Origin of the sequence: Sorangium sp. So ce1014 (genome assembly GCF_051521505.1) — a bacterium.
GTDB lineage: Bacteria > Myxococcota_A > Polyangia > Polyangiales > Polyangiaceae > Sorangium.
On record NZ_CP150356.1, the window covers coordinates 7573846 to 7593307 of the forward strand.

Genomic DNA, 19462 nt, shown 5'->3' on the forward strand with positions numbered 1-19462 from the left:
CCCTCCCGTCCCGCGATCCCCTCAGCGCCGCGCCGGCACCACCGCCTCGGCGTCGCACCCGGCCTGCCGCAGCAGGTCGGCCGCGCGCCGCGCGTGCTCCTCGGTCACATCCACGAGGATCTCGCGCGGCAGCTCCTCGAGGGCGGCCTTCACCTCGTCGAGGCCGCAGCCGACGGCCTGTCGCACCGCCTTCATCGCCGCGATCCGGTCCGGGCCGATCTGCCAGAGGATCACGTGGAACGGGCCCCAGGGGTTCGGCCGCGCCCGCAGCCGGGCGAACGGATCGGCCACGCCGTGCGGGCACTCCGTCACGCGCACGGTGAGGCACATGCCGTGCTCGCGCGCCAGACGCCGGACGCCCTGCACGCCCTCGACGAGGTCGTCGAAGACGGCGGACAGGTGCCGCGAGCTCCATCCGTCGCCGTGCCACGCGGGCGCGATCGGGGGCCGGCTGTCGTGCTCGCGGCGAGCCATCCAGGCGGGGAGCTCGGCGGTGACGCGCCGCTCGAACGCGTCGAACCGCTCGGCCGCCCCGGGGTCGTCCCAGCGCACGTCCGCGGGCCAGTAGCTGAACTCGACGGCCAGCTCCTCGTGGGCGTGATCGAGCTCCGTCTCGACGCGGCCGCCCTTCGCGTAGAACAGCGCTCCGAAGACCGGCGGCATCGTCACCGTGTACGGCGCGTGGACGATGACCTGATGGCCCGCCGCGATCGCCGCGGGCGAGGGCCCGTACTGGGGCCAGTCGTCGCCGTCGCCTCCGTGGTTGTCCGCGCGCAGGCCCTCGCGCTGCGCAAAGGCCTCGAGCGGTGACTCTCCCTCGGGCGCAGCGCCCTCCGGCGCCGCGTCGCGCGCGGCGAGCCAGGCAGAGTGAGCGTCACAGACCTCCTGCACGAGCCGCGCGACCTCCTCGGCCGTGGCGGCGTCACGGAAGGAGCCGACGATGGTGTAGCTGCCGCTGTTGTTGCTGGCGAAGGCGTTGAAGAGGCGGATTCTCATGGTTCAACCTGCGAGAGGGAGGCTCCGCGGCCCGGCGTCGAGGCCGAACCCGGCGGCCCGGGCGCAGCCGGGGTCGCGCGCCGGGGCGGCGAGGGAGGCGCGCTCCTGCTCCCAGACGCGGAGCACCTCGGCGGCCGTCGCGACGGGGAACGAGGCGTGGTGAAAGCTGCACGGCGCGAGCCGCCCGTCGCTCGTCAGGACGATGAACTCGCGTCCTGCCGGGCACGGGCCCGGCGCGAAGAGGCGCGGGACGGCCTCCATCCGCTCGCCCCAGCAGACATCGAGCTTGAGCGTCATGCGCCCTTCCAGCGCGCGGCCGAGCGCCCGGACGCGCCGCGCGAGGTCCGCCGCCTGGGCGGGAGAGAGGTGGAGCGCGCGATCGCGGCCGTTGTACGAGAGGAGCAGCACGTCGCGGCAGCCGCGCTCGAGCAGATCGAAGACGAGCTCTTCCATCCGCGCGAGGCGCGCCGGCGTCACGAGCCAGTTGACGCCGAAGCGGGCGCGGCGCGCGGCGAGGCGGGCGATGACGGGGCGGTGGTCGACGTCGTCGTACACGGAGAGGCGGATCTGCCCGACGTGCGGGACGAGCGCGGCGAGGAGCCGATCGGTGAGCCCGGTGCCGTTCGTGGTGAGGCTGACGGCGAGCACGGTCTCCTCGTCGAGGCGCCGGACCAGATCGGCGAAGCCCTTGAAGACGAGCGGCTCGCCGCCCCCGAAGGCCACCTCGAGCGCGCCCGCACGGCAGAGGTCGCGGAGCATGGCGAAGGCGTCGCCCGCGGTCCAGACGCTGTCGGCCCCGGCGTCGCGCGAGCAGAAGGAACAGGCAAGATTGCAGGCGTTCGTGATGGCGAACTGGACGACCCGCGGAGCGCGCATGCGCAGGTGAGCCGTCTCGGGGCCATCGCATAGCGCCGTGAGGCCGGAGCGCCGCTCGAACAGCAGGAGAGCGCCGTCGAGCGGGAACCGGCGGAGATGGGCGAGCGCCGGCGGGACGGCGATGGCGTCTTCGGGGCGCTGGTCCATGCGAAGCAGCATACCGAATGAGGGTCTCCAGGAGGAGAGCTCCCGCCCGTGCAGCTCGGCCGGCTCGGGCAGCACCGGGTCGATGCCGCCGAGAGCTATCCACTGGGGGTGGACTTTGCTCTGATGCGGGTCTTCATGTTCCGCCTCCGCACCGTTCGCGCGAAGCTCATCGTCCTCGTCGCGCTCTCGTCGCTCGCGACGCTGGCGGCCCTCCCCGTGCTGTCGTGGGTGATGCACCGGCAGCTCATCGCGCAGATCAGCGAGCGCGTCCCGCAGGCGATCCGCAACTTCCGGCTGGAGCTCAGGCAGCAGCAGCGCGCCGTCTCGACGAGCTCGCGCCAGGCGTCTCGTACGCGCGAGCTCGTCGAGGGGCTCCGGCTGTGGAACGAGGCGGCCGTGGGGACGGCGCTCGAGGCCGTCATCGACGCTCATCCGAACGTCGCCATCGCCGCCTTCGACGAGCTCGGCGATCTCGTCGCGGCGAGGGGGTTCGACGCGCCGCCGCCGAGCACGGACGAGGTCCCCGGGCTCGCGGAGGGCCTCTCGGGCCTCGACGAGATGGAAGACCTGCGGGACGTGCTCGTCCACGGGTGCGATGGACAGCTCGGCTCGCCGCCTGCGTACATGGTCGCCCAGCGCGCGCGGAGCGACGCGGGATCGCTGCTCGCCTGCATCCCCATCGATCCCACGTACTTCAGCGAGGTGGCGACGAAGCTCGGCGTGGAGATCGCGCTCGTCGGGCCGTCCGGCAAGAGGATCACGGGCACGGCACGTTTCCCGACCGAGCTGCTCCAGGGCGCCGTCATCGGCGACGAGACCCACCCCACGATCGTCGAGGACGCGAGCTCGCTGTGGGCCCTCTCCCGCTTCGCCCCCCGATCGCTGCGCGGCAAGGTCGGTGATTTCTCGATCGTCATGGCGCTCGACGTGAGCGACGTCCGGAAGATCGTTCGCCAGAACCTGACCTTCGCGGCCGGCGTGCTCACCTTCACGGCGATCGTCGCGCTGATCCTCGGCGCGCGCCTCGCGACGACGATGTCGCGCGCGCTCTCGCGCGTGAACGTCGCCCTCAAGCAGCTCGAGCACCAGCAGTACGTCCACGTGGAGGCGTTGAAGACCGGAGACGAGCTGGAGGATCTGGCGACCGGCTTCAACTCGATGGTCGACGGCCTCAAGGAGCGCGACAAGCTCCGCAGCACCTTCGGCAAGTACATGACCGAGGCGGTGCTCGAGCACCTGCTCGCCGGCAAAGTGCAGCTCGGCGGCGAGACGCTCACCGTCTCGATCCTCTTCTGCGATATCCGGAGCTTCACGACGATCAGCGAGAAGATGAACGCCCAGGAGCTCGTTGGGCTCCTGAACGAGTACTTCACCGAGATGGTGGCCATCATCCTCGACGAGGGCGGGGTCGTCGACAAGTACATCGGCGACGCGATCATGGCGGTCTTCGGCGCGCCCGTCCCCAAGCCGAACGACGCCGTGCGCGCCGTGCGCGCGGCCCTCCGCATGCGCGCGGCGCTCGTGCGCTTCAACGGGCGCCTCGCCGCGCGGGGCATCCCGGATCTCAGGACCGGTGTCGGGATCCACACCGGCGAGGTCGTCGCGGGCAACATCGGGTCTGAGGCGCGCATGGAGTACACCGTCATCGGCGACGCCGTGAACCTCGCCTCGCGCCTGGAGACCGCGACAAAGGAGCTCGGCGTGAGCCTGCTCCTCAGCGAGGAGACTCACCAGCTCGTGAAGGGGGTCTTCAACACCCGTCCCGTCAGCGAGATCACGGTCAAGGGCCGGGTGCAGCCGGTGATGACCTACGCGGTGGCGGACCTCTGAAGGACCTCGACGCCGCTGCCGGTGCAAGGCAGCGGGGAAGCTTGAAGAACTAAGGAGCCAGGAACACCGTCGCGACGCCCTTCTGCATCTTGCCGGAGGGATCCCTGCACTTGTCGTAAGCGCCGTCGTCGAGCTCCCGGCTGCAGACGTCATCGCAGTCCCCGAGCACCTCGATGGGAGAGCAGCCCTGGATGGAGGGCCCGCACACCCGCGGGATCTGCGACGCGCCGGGCGCGACGCAGGCATAGAGCTTCTGCGGGCTCGCGAAGATGTCCCCGAAATAGGCGCCCTCGCGCTGGGTGTAATCCGAGCGCTCCTCACTCGTGCTCGCGAGCGCCTTGTCCTTCCCCCGGACCGAGACCCTGACGCTCTGGCCGAGGTAGTTGACCCGGGAGATCACGCACGCGGACACCCCGGCCTTGCAGTTGTCGCCGCACTCGCCGTCGTCCTCGCCCCACTCGGGCGCCAGGCCAACCGAGCCCTCGAAGGAATAGTCGACGCCCTCGATGTTCAGGCCGATGGCCTCCCCCTCGGGGAGCGCGCAGCTCACGATGGCGGACAGCAGCATGCGGCCCAGCGGATCCGAGAGCTCCTCCATGACAAGCCCGTTGAACGTCAGCCCGTTGAACGTCAACCCGTTGAACGTCAGCCCGTTGAACGTCAACCCGTTGAACGTCAGCCCGTTGAACGTCAGCCCGTTCTCCATGAGCGCGGCCTGCCGGTCCGCACCGATGGGCTCGTCAGCCGTATCCTCCGGGAGCACAGCACAGCCAATTTGCACGAGGGATGCCGCGGTGGCGATGACGAGCGCGAGTCGTGGCGACTTTGTCATGATGCTTAACAATTACCTGCCCCGCGCGGGTGTTCAAATTTTTTCTTTCGATGGCAATGCGCGCGTTCTTGCGTTCTTGCGTTCTCGAGCCTGCAGCGGTGCACGCTCTCCACCGCGACGTCGTGCAGAGTTGAACGATGGAGCATTCACAGAGCGATCGATTCGATAAACTTACCGTTGCGCTGGAAGAAGGGCGGCTCTCCTTGCCAGCCGGTCGCGGCTCGCAGGGATTGGCGCCCGCATGCGCGCCCTCGACGTGGGCTGCGGTCGCGGGGCCGTGAATTCGTTCTTGAGGTGCTCCCCTGGCGGCGAGGAGGAGGTCTCCATCGCGGAGGCCGCGGGGCGTCGCTATAGACGCCCTTGGTGCCACAGGGAGAGGAGGTCCATCGATGTCGCGACGGCGATGTGGATCGCGCAGCCGCCCCAGATGGAGCCGCTCTTCAGGCTCACGGTGCCGAGGATGAACCCGGCGATCACCGAGCCGAGCGCCTCGGGCAACGGCTTGCCGAAGTGGATCATCGCGTAAGGCACCATCATGGCGAAGATCGAGGCGTAGCCGAGCGCACGGCGGACGCCGTGGATGAAGAAGCCGCGATAGAAGAACTCGAGCGCGACGAACTGCGCGGCGTAGAGGGCCTCCCATGCCCAGAACCACGGCCACAGGTCCTCGCCCCGCCCGAGCTTGTAATAGGGGTACTTCGCCTGGAAGGCCGGCGAGAGCGACGCGGCGTAGAGGATCGGCGCCATGACGGCGAAGAAGAAGGCATAGACGGACAGGTGCCGGGCCGTCCCGCGGACGCGCAGGCCGAGGCCCGTGATCGGCACCCGCAGCACGAAGCGCGCGACGAGGAGGGTCGGGACCAGGTAGCCGGTGAGGCGGCTAACTGCCCAGACGATCCGCTGGTGAAAGCGACGGTCCGGGGAGGTGTTCAGCGCGTCGTGGAGCCCCGCCGCGGCGTCATCGAGGCCCACGGCGCGCAGGCCCTGGACCATCCAGCGCGTGTCGTTCTCGTTGCCGGCGAACCGGACGAACAGGAGCACGCCGATCACGGTGAGAAAGACGCTCACCATGCGGCGAGTGACCTCGCCCGCCGGCGTGGTGGCCCGGTGGAGCGCCGCCTCGGCGTCGAGCCGGTCGCGCAGATCGAGGACGTACTCCTGCCAGATCCCGCGAAAAAATCGTCCGATCACGCGCCGTGCTTATCACCGCCGCGCTCCCTGGCACAATCCGGCGCGGCGACGATCACGCTGCGCTTGGGATCACGTACGGGACATCGAGGACCCCGGGAAACAGCGCCGGGGTGCCGAGGGTGGCGGGCGGGGGCGGTGGATCCGGGATCCGCGACGCTCTCCCGGTCCAGTGAGGTGAGGGTCGGACCGGAACAGGAGGGCCGCCGGCATGCGCGCGGCCCTCGGCGGCTTCACTGCGCGGAGGTGGGATTGACGATGATCTCGACGCGCCGATTGTTGGCGCGGCCCTCGGCGCTCGAGTTCTCCGCCACGGCGCGATCCGGCCCGTGGCCGACGGTCGAGATCTTGTCCGCGGGCAGACCCACGCTGACGAGGTGGGCCTTCACGGAGTCGGCGCGATCGAGCGAGAGCTTGCGGTTCGCCTGGGCGGAGCCGGTCGAGTCGGTGTGCCCCTCGATCCGCAGGGGCGGCGACCCCTGGTCCTTCAGGGTGGTCGCGACCTGGTTGAGCTTCTCCTTGGCGATCGGCAGGAGCTCGGACTTGCCCGAGGCGAAGAGCACCGCGCCGGAGAGCGTGATGACCACGCCGCGCTTCTCCTCCTTCACCGCGGCGATCTCCTTCAGGCTCGCGAGCGCCGCGTTCGCGACGCGCTCGGCCTCGCGCCGCGCCGCCTCGGCCTCCTGGCGCCCCTTCTCGGCCACGCTGCGCGCGCTCTCCGCCTGGGACCGCGCGCTCTCCGCCTGGAGCCGCGCGCTCTCCGCCTGGGCGCGCGCCTGGCGCTCGCGCTCGATCTGCTGCTGGCCGCTCTGCAGCGCGTCCTTCGCGGTGGCGAGCTGCTGCTGCGAGAGCTCCTTGAAACTGTCCTCGGCCGCGGCCTTGTCGCGCTGCGCCTGCTGCAACGCAGCCGCCGCCTCGGCCTCCCGCGCCTTGCGATCGGCGATGTAGGCGAGGTCGCGCGCCTGCTGGGACTCGGCGTCCTCGTTGAACGCCCCCTCGGCGCGGGAGAGCGCCTGCTTCGCCGTGTCGAGCTGGGCGGGCGCGAGGCTCGCCGCGGAGCCCTGGGCCGCGCGCACGTAGCTGGCGCGGGCGTCGACGAGCTCCTTCGGCGGGATCGCCGCGCTGCACCCCGAGGCCGCGATGAGCGCGGCGCAGAGCGCGAACGACCGGCCCCGCAACGATAGGTTCTTCACTCCAGAAGCCATCACCTTCACCTCGCGCATCACTGGACCCCCGCCTGCTTCAGCTTCTCGACCTGCTTCAGCGCCTCCTGCGCCTGGGCCTGCGTGGAGCGCGCCTTGGCGATCGCGAGCGCGAGCTCGGCGTCGGCCTCGGCGCGCTCGAGGAGCCGCAGGGCGGACTCGTTCTCCTCGGCCGCCATCTGCTGCCTGGCCTTGTCGAGCTGCTCGCGGGCGAGCTTGAGATGGAGGGTGGCCTGGGGATCGGTCTCGGCGCCCACCTCGTCGGCCGCGCGGATGGCGGCCTGGGACGCGGCGAGCTGGTCGTTCGGCGGAGGCACGCTGCCGCCGCAACCGGCGAGGGCGAGGCCGACCCATGCAGCGAGCGCTGCGGCCGGGCTCGCAAGACGGCGTATGGCTGGCTTGATGTTCGGGCTTCGGTTCACCCGGCGTTTGTACAACACCTGAGGTCCCCGATAAATCAGGAAACCCCTGCACTTGCTGGCGATTGTCGTCGTCGCGCGAGCTCGAGCGCTCGCCGCCGCGCGCGTCGCGGTGCGCCGCGCGGGCTCCACGCTCGATCTGCGCTGGATCCGCGCGCGGTCGAGCCACGTGCGTCCGTGTGCGCTCCGACGCCGGGGCGCGCGGCCGAGCCCGCCTAGTCGACGTGCATCGAGCTCGCGCGGACGATCCGGATCCGCGCGTCGCGCGCGTCCGGCTGGTTGACCGCGCGCGCGAAATCGGGCGCGGCGGGGGAGGCCACCTCGACGACGGACGCGGTGGAGCCGATCCGGATCGCGCCGATCTGACGGCTCGATACGCCGCCACGGCGGCAAACGAGGGCGAGCAGGCGCCGGGGGTCGGCGCCGTGGCGCTCCCCCCAGTTGACCTGGAAAGGCACGAAGGGCAGCCGCGGGGACGGCTCGCCGTCGGCGCGATGCGCGGCGGGGCGACCGCGCGGCGGGCCCTCGGACCACGGCGGCGCGGCGGGGCGGCCGCGCGGCGGGCCCCCGGACCACGGCGGCGCGGCGGGGCGGCCGCGCGGCGGGCCCCCGGACCACGGCGGCGCGGCGGGGCGGCCGCGCGGCGCAGACGCCTCGGACCGCGGCGCGATGGCGGTGACGGGCTGCGGAGCGCACGGGCCGGTGTGCTTCGCCCGCGCGAGGAGGGCCGCAACGAGCTCGGTCGCGTCCATGTCCGCGAGCAGCCGCGCGGCGAGCTGCTTGAGCCGCGCGTCGGGCGCGGGGCCCGACGGCGCGCGGGGCTCGCGGGCCTCGCGGGGCTCGCGGGCCTCGCGCGCGCCCGACGCGACCGCGTCGCTCACGCCCTCCGCGACCGCGTCGTCCGCGTCCGCGTCCGCGTCGCTCACGCCCTCCGCGACCGCGTCGTCCGCGACCGCGTCGCTCACGCCCTCCGCGACCGCGTCGTCCGCGCCGCCCCGGCGCGCGCCGGCGAGCTCGGCGACGAGCCGCTCGTCGGCGGCGCGCAGCACGTCCTCCGGCGACGGGGCGGGCCGGAACGTGGCCTCGACGCGCGCGCGACGGAACAGCCTCAGCGCGTGCTCGCGCGCGAACGGCGCGACGAGCAGCACGCTCATCCCCTTGCGGCCCGCCCGCCCGGTGCGGCCGCTCCGGTGCGTGAAGATCTCGGGGTCGCCCGGGGGATCGGCGTGGATGACGCGCCCGACCTCAGGCACGTCGATGCCGCGCGCGGCCACGTCGGTCGCGACGAGGGTCGTGACGGCGCCCGAGCGGAACGCGTCGAGGGTGCGCGTGCGCTCGCGCTGCTCGAGGTCGCCGCTCAGGGCGCGCGCGGGCAGGCCGAGCGCGGTGAGCTTGTCCGCGAGCTCGGCGGCGCCCTCGCGCGTGCGCACGAAGACGAGGGTGCGCTCGCCGGGCGCGAGGAGCAGCAGGTTCACGAGCGCCGCGTCGCGCTCCGACGGCAAGACGAGGTGGGCGACGTGCGCGATGTCGACGTTGGCCGCGCCGGGGCGCGTGCCCTGCACGCTCACCGGGTCCCGCTGGAAGCGGTCGGCGAGCGCGCGGACCTCGCGCGAGAAGGTGGCCGAGACGAGGTGGGTCTGGCGGTCCTCGGGCATCTTGCTGGCGATCGCCTCGAGCTCGTCGCGGAAGCCGAGGTCGAGCATCTGGTCCGCCTCGTCGAGCACGAGGGTGAGGACGCCGCGCGGATCGATGGTCCCGCGCTCCAGGTGGTCGACCATGCGGCCGGGCGTGCCGGCGATGACGAGCGGGTCGCGGCGCAGCGAGCGCGCCTCGGCGCCGAAGCTCGTGCCGCCGGTGACGCAGGCGACGCGCACGCCGATGGCCGCGAGGAGCCAGCTGAGCTCGCCGGCGATCTGCGCGGCGAGCTCGCGCGTCGGCGCGATGATCACCGCGGCCGGGGCCGCGGCGGCTCGGGGCGCGCCGTCGGGCGCGGCCGCGGCGGCGCGCTCGGCGAGGACGCGCTCGAGGCGGGGGGCGAGCGCGAGGCCGATGGCCACGGTCTTCCCTGAGCCGGTCTGCGACGAGACGCGGAGGTCGCGTCCGGCGAGCTCAGGGGCGAGGACGGCCTGTTGAACGGAGGTGAGGGAGGTGAAGCCGCGGTGGGCGAGCGCGCCCGCGAGCGGCGCGGGCAAGGCGTCGAGCATTGATTCTGGATTCATGAAAGCCGCGCAATCTAGCAGAAGCTGGACGGTTGTCGCGGCCAATCGCTCCGTGAGCGCGGCGGGGCCGCGTGCACGACCGGCGCGGCGGGCGCGGCGGGCGCGGCGGGCGCGGCGGGCGCGGCGGGGCCGCGTGTACGACGGGCGCGGTGCGGCCGTCTTTCTTTCCGCACGCGGGGCCTGCGGGGCGGGATCGCGTGTGCTGTCGGTGCGGCGGGGATGCGCCGCGCGGTCACGCGACCGCGCGGCGCTTGCAGGTCACTGGGCGCTCGCCTTGGCCTTCTCGTCGAGCCAGGCCACCGTCCACGCGAACGGACTGTTCCAGTTGATGGTGATCTCGTTGACCGACCACGCCTCGATGTCGTCGAGGTAGCACTTCTGCGGAACGCACTTCGCGCGCTCCTCCGTCTCGTCGAGCGCCGCTTTCGCCACGTCATCCTCCAGCCCGGAGTTCGGCCCGCCGGACACCGCGCCGGGCGGAGGGGACGGGTACTCGGGGTCGATCTGGGCAGCCCAGAAGCGATGGTGCGGGTTCTCGAGCGGGCTCTCGCCGTAGCCGGAGACATAGGACTTGTCCATCGGGTTGCGCCCGAGGAGGTAATCCGCGCCCGACGCCACGCCGTCGAAGTACTTCTGCTCGCCGGTGAAGTCGTGCGCCAGGGCGAGGACCAGCATGTTGTTGAGCACGAACGAGTTCGAGCCCCAGGGATACCCTCTCTGGTCCGCCTTGAAGGGCACCCGGTACCCCTCCGCGCCGATGTTCTCGAGGTACTTGTCGGCGAGGGCGACAAGCTGGGTCCGGACCGCCTCGCGCTCCGCCGCGGCGTGCTCGGCCTCGACCACGGCGAGCGAGATGGCGCCCAGCCCGTCGACCTGGCCCCACGTCATGGCGCTGAACGTGCCGTCCACGCCGATGAGCTCCGCGGCGTACGGCGACGCCGCGAGCTCGGTCTTGTACGCGGCGTCGCCCGTGGTGAGGAAGAGCTCGGCGGCCGCCCAGTAGAACTCGTCGCTCAGCTCGCCATCGCCGTAGGCGCCGCCGCCCACGACCATGCCCTCGTTCGGGATGACCTTCGGGTTCGCCTTCGCCGCGGTCCACGCCCGCTTCGCCGCCTCCAGGCACTTCGCCGAGTACGCGGCGTCGAGCTCGCTCCAGATGCGCGCGGCCTGGGCCGCGGTGGCGGCCAGGTTGAGCGTCGCCGCGGTGCTGACCGGCCGCAGGAATCGCGGCTGCTGATCCTCGTGCGGCGCCAGCGGCAGGCCGGTCCACTCCGCGTCGTGGATCTTGTGGTGCACCATGCCCGCGTTGGCGTCGCCGGCGGGCACCTGCATCTTGAGCATGAAGTCGAGCTCCCACCGGGCCTCGTCGAGGAGGTCGGGGATCTGGTTCGCGCTCTCGGGGATCTTCAGCTTGCCGTCGCCGAAGTCCCCGGCCGTGGACCCGAGCGCGACGAACCGCTCGTACTGGTTCAGCAGCGTCCAGGCGGAGATACCGCCGTTGACCACGTACTTGCCGTGATCGCCGGCGTCGTACCACCCGCCGGTGACGTCGAGCGAGTACGTGCAGCCGATGCCGTCGGCGCACGGCGCCTCGTCCGGCAGGTGCCCCGCCGGGCGGGCATGGCTCGGGCCGACGTACTGCTCCAGGATCTCGATGCCGGAGCGGTTGTGATAGAAGTACGCGAGCGCGTCGTACTTCATCTGAGAATAGACGGTCGGGCTCACGTCGAACGGATGGCTCGACACCTCCCCGACGCGGAGCTTGTAGCCCTCGCCGGCGGTCGTGAAATCGCTGAAGTCGATGGTGTGCACGTGCTCGCCGGAGGCGGCGTCGTCGCCCACGACCCGGGTCGCCCCGCTGTCGACCACCGCGCCGCCGGCGTCGACGAGCTCCCACGCATGCGGCTTGTCCGCCGCGGCGACGACCGTGGCCACCTTGGCGGCGCTCGGGAGATACCCGACCTGATTGACACGGATCAGCTCGGTGCCAGAAGGCGGCACCGTCTCGACCGGCGCCTCGCCACCGGCGCCACCCGTGCTGCCCGAGGCCCCCTCACCCCCTGTGCCGCCCGAGGCCCCCGCACCCCCTGTGCCGCCCGAGGCCCCCTCGCCCCCCGCGCCGCCCGAGCCGTTCGAGGCGTTGTCGTCGCCGCAGCCAACGGCGGTGAGGCCGCCCACGAGCGCCAGAAGGAGCGACCCTCCCAAGGACAGCCATGAGCGCTTCCAACCAGCCGACCTAGAAGCAAAAAGCATAATGAGCATCTCCGGATGAAGTTGACAGCCGTGCAGCAGAGGACGATGCGCACGGAACGTTACGACGGCGCAACCATCAATGGAGCCGGTGTGATTGTCAAGCGCAGACATGCACTCCGGGCACGGTGCGATCACCCGACTTCGTCAACTCGAGATCACGCATCGCGGCGTCATCGAGATCACGCGTTGCGGCGTCGCTGGACGCGCCGCCACCGTGGACACGTCGCATTCGTACATCAAAGACGAAAATTTACAGACAAGACAAAACGCTAGCGTCGCAGGATCCGCGCCCAGCGCCCGCGGGTCTCCCCCTATTTCCCATGTATTTTCGAGATGTTACGCGCGCTCGCCGGCCCCTCCTGGGGGGTCGGCCGCGACCCCACGGAGCGGCGCTGTCAGTAGTGCCAGGGAAAGCGCTTGAAATCCGGACGGCGCTTGTCTAGAAAAGCATCCCTGCCTTCCTGAGCCTCGTCCGTACCGTAAGCGAGCCGCGTCGCCTCGCCGGCGAAGAGCTGCTGTCCGACGAGCCCCTCGTCAGGCAGGTTGAAACCATATTTCAACATCCGCATCGCGGTCGGGCTCTTCGAGTTGATGAGCGCCCCCCAGCGCAGCGCCTCGTCCTCGAGCTCGGCGTGAGGGACGACGGCGTTGACCATCCCCATCGCCGCCGCCTGCTCCGCCGTGTAATCGAGCCCCAGAAAGAAGATCTCCCGCGCCTTCTTCTGCCCGACCTGCCGCGCGAGCAGCGCCGAGCCATAACCGCTGTCGAAGCTCGCCACGTCCGGGTCCGTCTGCTTGAACATCGCGTGCTCGCGGCTCGCCAGCGTCATGTCGCAGACCACGTGGAGGCTGTGGCCGCCGCCGGCCGCCCAGCCGGGCACGACGGCGATGACGACCTTCGGCGTGAACCGGATGAGCCGCTGCACCTCCAGGATGTGGAGTCGACCGAGCCGCGCCGGATCCGCGTGCCCCGCGCTCTCGCCCTCGTACTTGTAACCGTCCTTCCCGCGGATGCGCTGATCGCCGCCGGAGCAGAACGCCCAGCCGCCGTCCTTCGGAGAGGGCCCGTTGCCGGTGATCAGCACACAGCCCACGTCGGAGGTCGTGCGCGCGTGCTCGAGCGCGGTGTACAGCTCATCGACCGTGCGGGGACGAAAGGCATTGCGCACCTCGGGCCGGTTGAACGCAATGCGCACGGTGCCCTGATCCACGGCGCGGTGATAGGTGAGATCCTCGAACGAGAACCCGTCGACCTCGCGCCAGCGCGCCGGGTTGAAAATCGCAGAGACGGTCATGGTCCACTCCTTTGGGCGCGGACCCTACCCGCCTCACCAGGGCCTGGCAACCGCGCCGACACCGACAGTGGGCGCCAGCCAGCGGCGCACACGCACACCCGGCCCCGGCCGCTCCTCGTGGCTCTGGGCGCCTGCAGCGACGCCCTTGACATAAAAATCGATCTCGTGGACAAGCAAGCTTCGACGTACGGGTGGGGTCGACTTCGCGCTGCCTGGACGCGGGCGCCTGCGCGCTCCGGCCAGACGGCGTGAGCAACGTTCACCCGCATCCGGGCAGGGACATCGCAGGAAGCAGGCGGTCGCGACGAGGAGCGCGCGCCGCCGCCACAGGGGAGGACATGGGCTTGAGCCACGAAAAGATGTTCCAGGTGTCGGCAGGGCTCCTGGCTACCGCGGACGCGCGCGGCCACTTCCACGATCTGAACCCTGCCTGGGAGCGGACCCTCGGCTGGTCGCTCGACGAGCTCAGGGCCAGGCCGTTCATCGAGTTCGTCCACCCAGGCGACCGGGAGGCCACGCTCGCCGAGGCCGCCGCCCTGTTCGAGGGGCGCGCGACATCCCGGTTCGACAATCGTTATGTGTGCAAGGACGGGTCGTACCGGTGGCTCGGCTGGTCCGCCCGTGTGGATCTGGATGCCCCCCCTTCGGAGCGCCTCATCTATGCCACGGCGCTCGACCTGACGAGCGACCGCGAGCGGACAGAGCAGCTCGCGCAGGTGGCGCAGCTCGCAAAAGTGTACGAGCGGCTGTTCCGGGTCTCGGTGGGCCTGCTCGTGACCCTGGACGCCAACGGGTACTTCCGCCACGCCAACCCGGCCTGGGAGCGCACCCTCGGCTGGTCCCCCGAGGACATGACCGCAAAGCCGTTCATCGAGTTCGTCCATCCCGACGACCGCGAGGCCACGGTCGCCGAGGCCACCGCCCTCTTCCAGGGCCGCACGACCATCCGGTTCGACAACCGCTACGCGTGCAAGGACGGCTCCTACAGGTGGCTCGCGTGGACCGCGCACCTGGACGCGGCCGAGGATCCGGCGAGCCGCCTCGTCTATGGCACCGCCCACGACGTCACGTCCTACCGGGAGCTGCTCGGAGAGTTCGAGCGGACGCTCGCGCGGCTCCGCGACTCGATGCAGGCGATGTCGACGCCGCTCATCCCGATCACCGATCGCATCGTGGTCATGCCGCTCGTGGGTCAGATGGACTCGGAGCGGATCGGCCAGGTGATGTCGGTCGCGCTCGACGGAGTCCAGTCCACCCAGGCGCAGATCGTCATCCTCGATGTGACAGGGCTCAAGGAGATCGACACGCGGGTCGCCTCCGCGCTCGTCGACACCGCGAGGGCGCTGCAGCTGCTCGGCGCAAGGACCATCCTGACCGGCATCCGGCCGGCGGTGGCGCAGACGCTCGTCGGGCTCGGGCTCGACCTGGCCGGCGTCATCACGAAGAGCACCCTCCAGAGCGCCATCTCCTTCGCGCTGCAAAGCGGCCAGGCCCCGGCCCGGGCCCTGGCCCTGTAACGGGCACGCGGCGGCGCGTCGGCCGTGCCGGCTCCGCCGCCCCGCCGCGATCCGCGCGCGGCGGTGCACGCGGCGAGGCGGCTCGTGTATAAGGCCGCGTGGTGCGCGCGCGTGTCCCCGGAGGTCGCATGGTGCTCGGCAGAGGTCCGGTCGCAGGAGCTTGCTGCGCAGCCATCGTGTTGTTCGCCGCCGCGCCGGCCTGCTCGACGAAGGTGCGGAGGTTCGAGCCGGAGGGCGGCGGCGGCGGCGGCGGCGGCGCCTCGGCGAGCAGCACAGGCGGGGGCGGCTCGACGGCGAGCGGGGGCGGCGGGCGGCCGTGCGAGCCCGGGAGCCAGGACGTCTGTTACGGCGGGCCGCCCGACACGCTGAACCGCGGCGCCTGCCGCGGCGGCGTGAGGACCTGCGACGAGGAGGGAGACGGATACGGCCCGTGCGCCGGAGAGGTGTCGCCGGCGTCCGAGCGCTGCGACACCGCCGAGGACGAGGACTGCGACGGCGTGGCCAACCAGGGGTGCGTCTACCCGAGGTGCGCCGACGTTCCCCCCGGCCTGCCGAGCGGCGTTGTTCTCCTCGATCTGGACGGGCCCGGCCCAGAGCCGGAGTTCCCCGCTTACTGCGATCTGGCGACGGACGGCGGCGGCTGGGCGCTCGTCTACAACAGCGTCGGCTCCGAGGCGGGCGCGACGCTTCCGTTCTGGAACATCCCTTACGCCGAGCGGCTCGGGACCCGGGGAGAGCCGGACATCGCGCAGAACTTCTACCGGGGCTCGCTCTATTTCGTCGGTCGAGAGTACCGCGACGAGATCGAGGACATCGACGGGACCGTCAAGGAGGCCTTGCGCGCGACCGCCGAAGGCATCGACTCGGCGACCATGAAGCTCCTCCGCCCCGCGCACGTCTCGGGGAATGCCGACATCTACGTCGCGCATTTCCTCTCGGGGTGGTCGTCCCACGACTTCGACGGCGACCCTCACCCGGAGAACTGTGCGCTCGAGTTCCTGAACGTCTCCCAGCACTACGCGCAGTGCTGGGAATACAACCTCGGCGCGGACGCGGAGGCGCCGCTCGACGACGGCGGCTGGGGTCCTCACCTCGGGACGCACATCGCGGAGCGGCTCGGGCTCGCCGGCGACGAGACACGCTTCACGCGGGTGCGACGAATCTCTCGCTGGACGCGGTGGTGAGCCGGGCAGCGGGCGCACATCCGCGGATTTGGTGACAATTTCCGGGCGGCTCGGTATGCTGGCCCGGCCATGCGCTTCTATGCACTATGTTTGCTCATGCTCTTCGCGGGCCTCTGCCTGGCGAGCTGCTGGAACAGCGGCGCCTGCGTGGCGGGAGACGCGTGCGAGTGCTCCAACGGAGACGAGTGTTACCTCGGCTGCGACGGTGACTCTTGCGACCAGCGCTGCTTCCAGATGGATCGCTGCGGCGCGGTCTGCGAGCACGGGTGCTCGTTCGAGTGCTTCGACGTCAACGAGTGCTCGTCCTCCTGCGGCGACGACTGCGATCTCAACTGTCACAACACGGCGTCGTGCGGGGCCATCTGCGACCGCGGCTGCCGGTACGAGTGCCACGACACGAGCCGGTGCGGCGTCAGCGTCGGGTCGAGCAGCGTCGTGACCTGCCGGAACGTGGGGACCTGCGAGATCGAGTGCCGGGGCTCGTGCCGTGTGTTCTGCGAGAACGTGAGCGGCGAGTGCCGCATCACCTGCCCCGACGGCGAGGCTCCGGTCCTGTGCACGGACCGCTCGCTCGCGTGCGGCGGATGCTGAGGAGACCGAGACCATGCAGACAGCGATGACATCGCAGCTCCGCGCGCCGCGCCTGCTGGCCGCCGCGCTCTCGTTCGTGGCGCTGACCGTCGGGTGGGCCGAGGTCGGGGAAGCGCAGATGACGATCAAGCGCCCGGGGGACCGCCCCGACTACAAGGTCGAGCTCGAGCCGCACCTGCTCATCGCGCCGTTCGAGCCGCTCGGCCCCGGCGTCGGGACGGGCGTCGGCGCCGGCTTCCGCGCCACCATCGAGCTCGCGCCCGACGGCTTCATCAAGCGCATCAACGACTCGGTCGGGATCGGCTTCGGCATCGACGGCATCCACTACGGGGGCAACGGGGACTACCGCGGCGACTGCAGGCGCTTCGAGAACGGGCCCGCGGGCACGCGCGTCTGCACCGAGGTCGACACGTACGGGGACGCCTCGAACTACCTGTTCGGCTCGGTCGTGATGCAGTGGAACTTCTGGCTCCACCGGCGATGGTCGGTCTTCGGCGAGCCGGGGCTGTCGTTCTATCTCGGCGACCTGGGGCGCGACGCGTATCCCGGGGTCTCACCGGTGGTGTTCGTCGGAGGTCGCTTTCACTTCACGGAGAACATCACGCTCACGATGCGGCTCGGGTATCCCGCCTTCTCGCTCGGCGTGTCGTTCCTCCTGTGAGGTGCGCCGCCGGAGGGCGCGTGCTCCCGCCCTCCCCTCGGCCGGAGCGCCGCGCCCGCTCCCCGCAGCGCCGGCCAACCTGATATCCTGCGCCGCATGCCGGAGACGCCGCGATCCGAAGAGCCGCTCGGCTCGGCCTACATCGAGGACCTCACGGTGCCGAGGGCCGGAGCGCCGGCCACAGGGCCCGTGGAGGAGCTCTCGAGCTCGGCCCTCGCCGAGGACGTCGAGGCAGCGGTCCTCGCCGAGGGCGTCGAGGCGGCGGACGCCGCCGGCGGCGCGGGCGGCGACGCGCTGCTCGGGAGCCTGATCTCGGGGCGCTACCGCGTGGAAGCGCTCATCGGGGAGGGCGGGATGGGCGCCGTCTACCGCGGCGAGCAGGTGCACCTCCGCAAGCACGTCGCGATCAAACTGCTCAGGCCGCTCGCCCGGCGAATGCCGGAGCTCGTGGCGCGCTTCGAGCGCGAGGCCGTGGCGGGCGCCCACATCCGGCACCCGAACGTCGTCGCGGCCATCGACTTCGGCCAGCTGGACGACGCGTCGTTCTTCCTCGTCCTCGAGTACGTCGAGGGCACGCCGCTCAAGGACGTGATCGCGGCGGGGCGGCTCCAGCCCGCGCGGGCGCTCCGCATCGCGCGCCAGCTCGCGTCTGCGCTCGCGGCGACGCACGAGAAGGGCATCGTCCACCGCGACGTGAAGCCGCTGAACATCCTGCTCGACGCGCACGATCAGGTCAGGCTCATCGATTTCGGGCTCGCGAAGGTGGATGTCGATCTCCTGTCCAGCCAGCGCCGCGAGACGACGAGCCCGAGGCCGGCCCTCACCAGCGCCGGCGAGGTGTTCGGCACGCTCGCGTACCTGGCGCCGGAGGCGCTGCGCGGGATGGATGCGGTGGATGCGCGCGCGGACCTGTATGCGCTCGGGCTCGTGCTCTACGAGATGCTCACCGGACGGCACCCCTTCGACACGAAGAACATCGTGGAGCGGCTCAAGCAGCAGGGCCCGGATGGCCCGCCGGCCCTCCGCCTGCGCGCTCCGGATCTGGTGGTGCCCTACGAGGTCGAGCAGGTCGTGGCGCGGCTCATGGAACACGACGCGTCGTTCCGCTACCAGACGGCGGCCGACGCGATCGCGGCGCTCGACGATGGGCTCGCGGCGCTCGCGCGGGCGACGGCGCAGGCGGCGGGGGCGGAGGCGGCGGCGGGGGCGGAGGCCGCCCAGGGGGCGCACGCAGCCCAGGGGGCGCAGGCCGCTCAGGGGGCGCACGCAGCCCAGGGAGCGCAGGCCGCTCAGGAGGCGCAGGCCGCGCAAAGGACGAACGCAGCCCAGGGGACGCAGGCCGCGCAAAGGACGAACGCAGCCCAGGGAGCGCACGCAGCCCAGGAGGCTCCCAGGGCCCAGGCGGCTCCCAGAGCCCAGGCGCCGCCTGCCTGGTCAGGGCCCCGGAAGACCTTGCTCGCGCACGCGCACCGCCGGTCCGCGCCCTCGGCGGGCTGGGTGCCCCTCGCGGCGGCGCTGGCGGCCGTGACGGTGCTCGCGATCGGCGGCGCGATCTGGCTCGTCCTCCGGCAGCCCCGCGCGACCACGGCGGCGCCCGCCCCCGCCTCCGTGGTCGAGCCCCCGCCCGCGCCGGCAGCGCCGCCTCCGGCAGCGCCGGCGAGCGCGCCGCCCGAGGACGACGACCGAGGCGCCGCGGGGCTGCGCGCTCAGCTCAGCCGGGCGGTGGCGACAAGGAACTGGGTGCTCGGGGCGCGGTCGATGCTGGCCCTGGCGGAGGTCGACCCGGAGCTGATCCTGAGCCGGGGCCTGCGCGAAGAGGTCCTGTCCACGGTGGCGGGCATCGCGTTCGAGGAGGGCAATCCGGCGGCGGACGAGGTCTTCGACCTGCTCACGAACCGGCTCGGCAGCGGCGGCCTGGACGTGCTGCTCGACATCACGCGCGCGCGCGGGGGTACGAAGGCGGCCCGGCGCGCCAGCGAGATCCTGGCGCGGCCCGCGGTGATGGCGCGCGCGACCCCCGCGCTCCGCGTCACGTTCGCGTTCCGCAAGGCCACGTGCAACGGCAAGCGAGCGCTGTTCGGCCGCGCCGCGGCCGAGGGCGACGAGCGCACGCTCTTCGAGCTGCAGGTGCTGCACGGCGCGCGGTGCAGGCGCACCGACCCGTGCTGCTTCCGCGACGACAAGGCGATCGCCGAGGCCATCCAGCAGCTGAAGACGCGCCTCGGGACGTAGCGAGCGCGCGCGGCGAGCTG

Annotated in this window: 15 protein-coding genes; 6 read left to right on the top strand and 9 right to left on the bottom strand. The window is 71.7% G+C overall.

Annotation, left to right across the window (positions count from 1 at the left end):
* Positions 1 to 21: 21 nt before the first annotated feature.
* Both WME75_RS28515 and WME75_RS28520 read right to left on the bottom strand, forming a co-directional pair.
* Positions 22 to 996, bottom strand: a complete 975-nt coding sequence (locus WME75_RS28515) for a ribosomal protein L7/L12 (protein WP_437477470.1) — start codon at positions 994 to 996, stop codon at positions 22 to 24.
* A gap of 3 nt (positions 997 to 999) precedes the next feature.
* Positions 1000 to 2019: a radical SAM protein gene (locus WME75_RS28520; RefSeq protein WP_437477473.1), complete on the bottom strand. Its 1020-nt coding sequence runs from the start codon at positions 2017 to 2019 to the stop codon at positions 1000 to 1002.
* 48 nt (positions 2020 to 2067) lie between these two features.
* Here WME75_RS28520 and WME75_RS28525 point away from each other — a divergent pair, with 48 nt between their 5' ends.
* A complete protein-coding gene (locus WME75_RS28525; protein ID WP_437477475.1) occupies positions 2068 to 3849 on the top strand; it encodes an adenylate/guanylate cyclase domain-containing protein in 1782 nt (593 codons plus the stop codon).
* 49 nt (positions 3850 to 3898) lie between these two features.
* On the opposite strand, the gene WME75_RS28530 is transcribed toward WME75_RS28525, so the two are convergent.
* The 7 genes from WME75_RS28530 to WME75_RS28560 form a co-directional block, all read right to left on the bottom strand.
* Positions 3899 to 4681 carry a hypothetical protein gene (locus WME75_RS28530; protein ID WP_437477478.1) on the bottom strand — a complete coding sequence of 261 codons (783 nt, stop codon included), beginning with the start codon at positions 4679 to 4681 and terminating at the stop codon, positions 3899 to 3901.
* Positions 4682 to 5029: 348 nt separating this feature from the next.
* Positions 5030 to 5872 carry a CPBP family glutamic-type intramembrane protease gene (locus WME75_RS28535; protein WP_437477481.1) on the bottom strand — a complete coding sequence of 281 codons (843 nt, stop codon included), beginning with the start codon at positions 5870 to 5872 and terminating at the stop codon, positions 5030 to 5032.
* 230 nt (positions 5873 to 6102) lie between these two features.
* Positions 6103 to 7074: an OmpA family protein gene (locus WME75_RS28540; RefSeq protein ID WP_437477484.1), complete on the bottom strand. Its 972-nt coding sequence runs from the start codon at positions 7072 to 7074 to the stop codon at positions 6103 to 6105.
* 17 nt (positions 7075 to 7091) lie between these two features.
* Positions 7092 to 7493, bottom strand: a complete 402-nt coding sequence (locus WME75_RS28545; protein ID WP_437477486.1) for a DUF4398 domain-containing protein — start codon at positions 7491 to 7493, stop codon at positions 7092 to 7094.
* A 212-nt stretch (positions 7494 to 7705) separates the two neighbouring features.
* The gene (locus WME75_RS28550) at positions 7706 to 9709 is read right to left on the bottom strand and encodes a DEAD/DEAH box helicase (protein WP_437477489.1); all 2004 of its coding nucleotides are present in this window, start codon (positions 9707 to 9709) and stop codon (positions 7706 to 7708) included.
* A 258-nt stretch (positions 9710 to 9967) separates the two neighbouring features.
* Entirely contained in the window at positions 9968 to 11887 is a 1920-nt protein-coding gene (locus WME75_RS28555) for a glycoside hydrolase family 9 protein (protein WP_437477492.1), read from the bottom strand.
* A 470-nt stretch (positions 11888 to 12357) separates the two neighbouring features.
* A complete protein-coding gene (locus WME75_RS28560; RefSeq protein ID WP_437477495.1) occupies positions 12358 to 13257 on the bottom strand; it encodes a 1,4-dihydroxy-2-naphthoyl-CoA synthase in 900 nt (299 codons plus the stop codon).
* 338 nt (positions 13258 to 13595) lie between these two features.
* Between WME75_RS28560 and WME75_RS28565 the strand changes: the two genes are divergently transcribed.
* From WME75_RS28565 to WME75_RS28585, 5 genes are all read left to right on the top strand, one after another.
* Positions 13596 to 14774, top strand: coding sequence for a PAS domain S-box protein (locus WME75_RS28565; protein ID WP_437477498.1), 1179 nt, complete (start codon positions 13596 to 13598; stop codon positions 14772 to 14774).
* 101 nt (positions 14775 to 14875) lie between these two features.
* Positions 14876 to 15958, top strand: coding sequence for a fibrinogen-like YCDxxxxGGGW domain-containing protein (locus WME75_RS28570; RefSeq protein ID WP_437477501.1), 1083 nt, complete (start codon positions 14876 to 14878; stop codon positions 15956 to 15958).
* Positions 15959 to 16027: 69 nt separating this feature from the next.
* Complete coding sequence (locus WME75_RS28575; protein ID WP_437477504.1) at positions 16028 to 16549, top strand: hypothetical protein; 522 nt, start codon at positions 16028 to 16030, stop codon at positions 16547 to 16549.
* Positions 16550 to 16562: 13 nt separating this feature from the next.
* Positions 16563 to 17210 carry a hypothetical protein gene (locus tag WME75_RS28580; protein WP_437477507.1) on the top strand — a complete coding sequence of 216 codons (648 nt, stop codon included), beginning with the start codon at positions 16563 to 16565 and terminating at the stop codon, positions 17208 to 17210.
* A 96-nt stretch (positions 17211 to 17306) separates the two neighbouring features.
* On the top strand, positions 17307 to 19442 hold the full coding sequence (locus WME75_RS28585) for a protein kinase domain-containing protein (RefSeq protein WP_437477510.1): 2136 nt from the start codon (positions 17307 to 17309) through the stop codon (positions 19440 to 19442).
* The last annotated feature ends 20 nt before the right edge of the window (positions 19443 to 19462 follow it).

Excerpts from the sequence above, each read along its gene's own strand:
- WME75_RS28515 (WP_437477470.1), bottom strand. The coding sequence starts at position 996 with ATGAGAATCCGCCTCTTCAACGCCTTCGCCAGCAACAACAGCGGCAGC.
- WME75_RS28520 (WP_437477473.1), bottom strand. The coding sequence starts at position 2,019 with ATGGACCAGCGCCCCGAAGACGCCATCGCCGTCCCGCCGGCGCTCGCC.
- WME75_RS28530 (WP_437477478.1), bottom strand. The coding sequence starts at position 4,681 with ATGACAAAGTCGCCACGACTCGCGCTCGTCATCGCCACCGCGGCATCC.
- WME75_RS28540 (WP_437477484.1), bottom strand. The coding sequence starts at position 7,074 with ATGGCTTCTGGAGTGAAGAACCTATCGTTGCGGGGCCGGTCGTTCGCG.
- WME75_RS28550 (WP_437477489.1), bottom strand. The coding sequence starts at position 9,709 with ATGAATCCAGAATCAATGCTCGACGCCTTGCCCGCGCCGCTCGCGGGC.
- WME75_RS28560 (WP_437477495.1), bottom strand. The coding sequence starts at position 13,257 with ATGACCGTCTCTGCGATTTTCAACCCGGCGCGCTGGCGCGAGGTCGAC.
- WME75_RS28565 (WP_437477498.1), top strand. The coding sequence starts at position 13,596 with ATGGGCTTGAGCCACGAAAAGATGTTCCAGGTGTCGGCAGGGCTCCTG.
- WME75_RS28575 (WP_437477504.1), top strand. The coding sequence starts at position 16,028 with ATGCGCTTCTATGCACTATGTTTGCTCATGCTCTTCGCGGGCCTCTGC.
- WME75_RS28580 (WP_437477507.1), top strand. The coding sequence starts at position 16,563 with ATGCAGACAGCGATGACATCGCAGCTCCGCGCGCCGCGCCTGCTGGCC.
- WME75_RS28585 (WP_437477510.1), top strand. The coding sequence starts at position 17,307 with ATGCCGGAGACGCCGCGATCCGAAGAGCCGCTCGGCTCGGCCTACATC.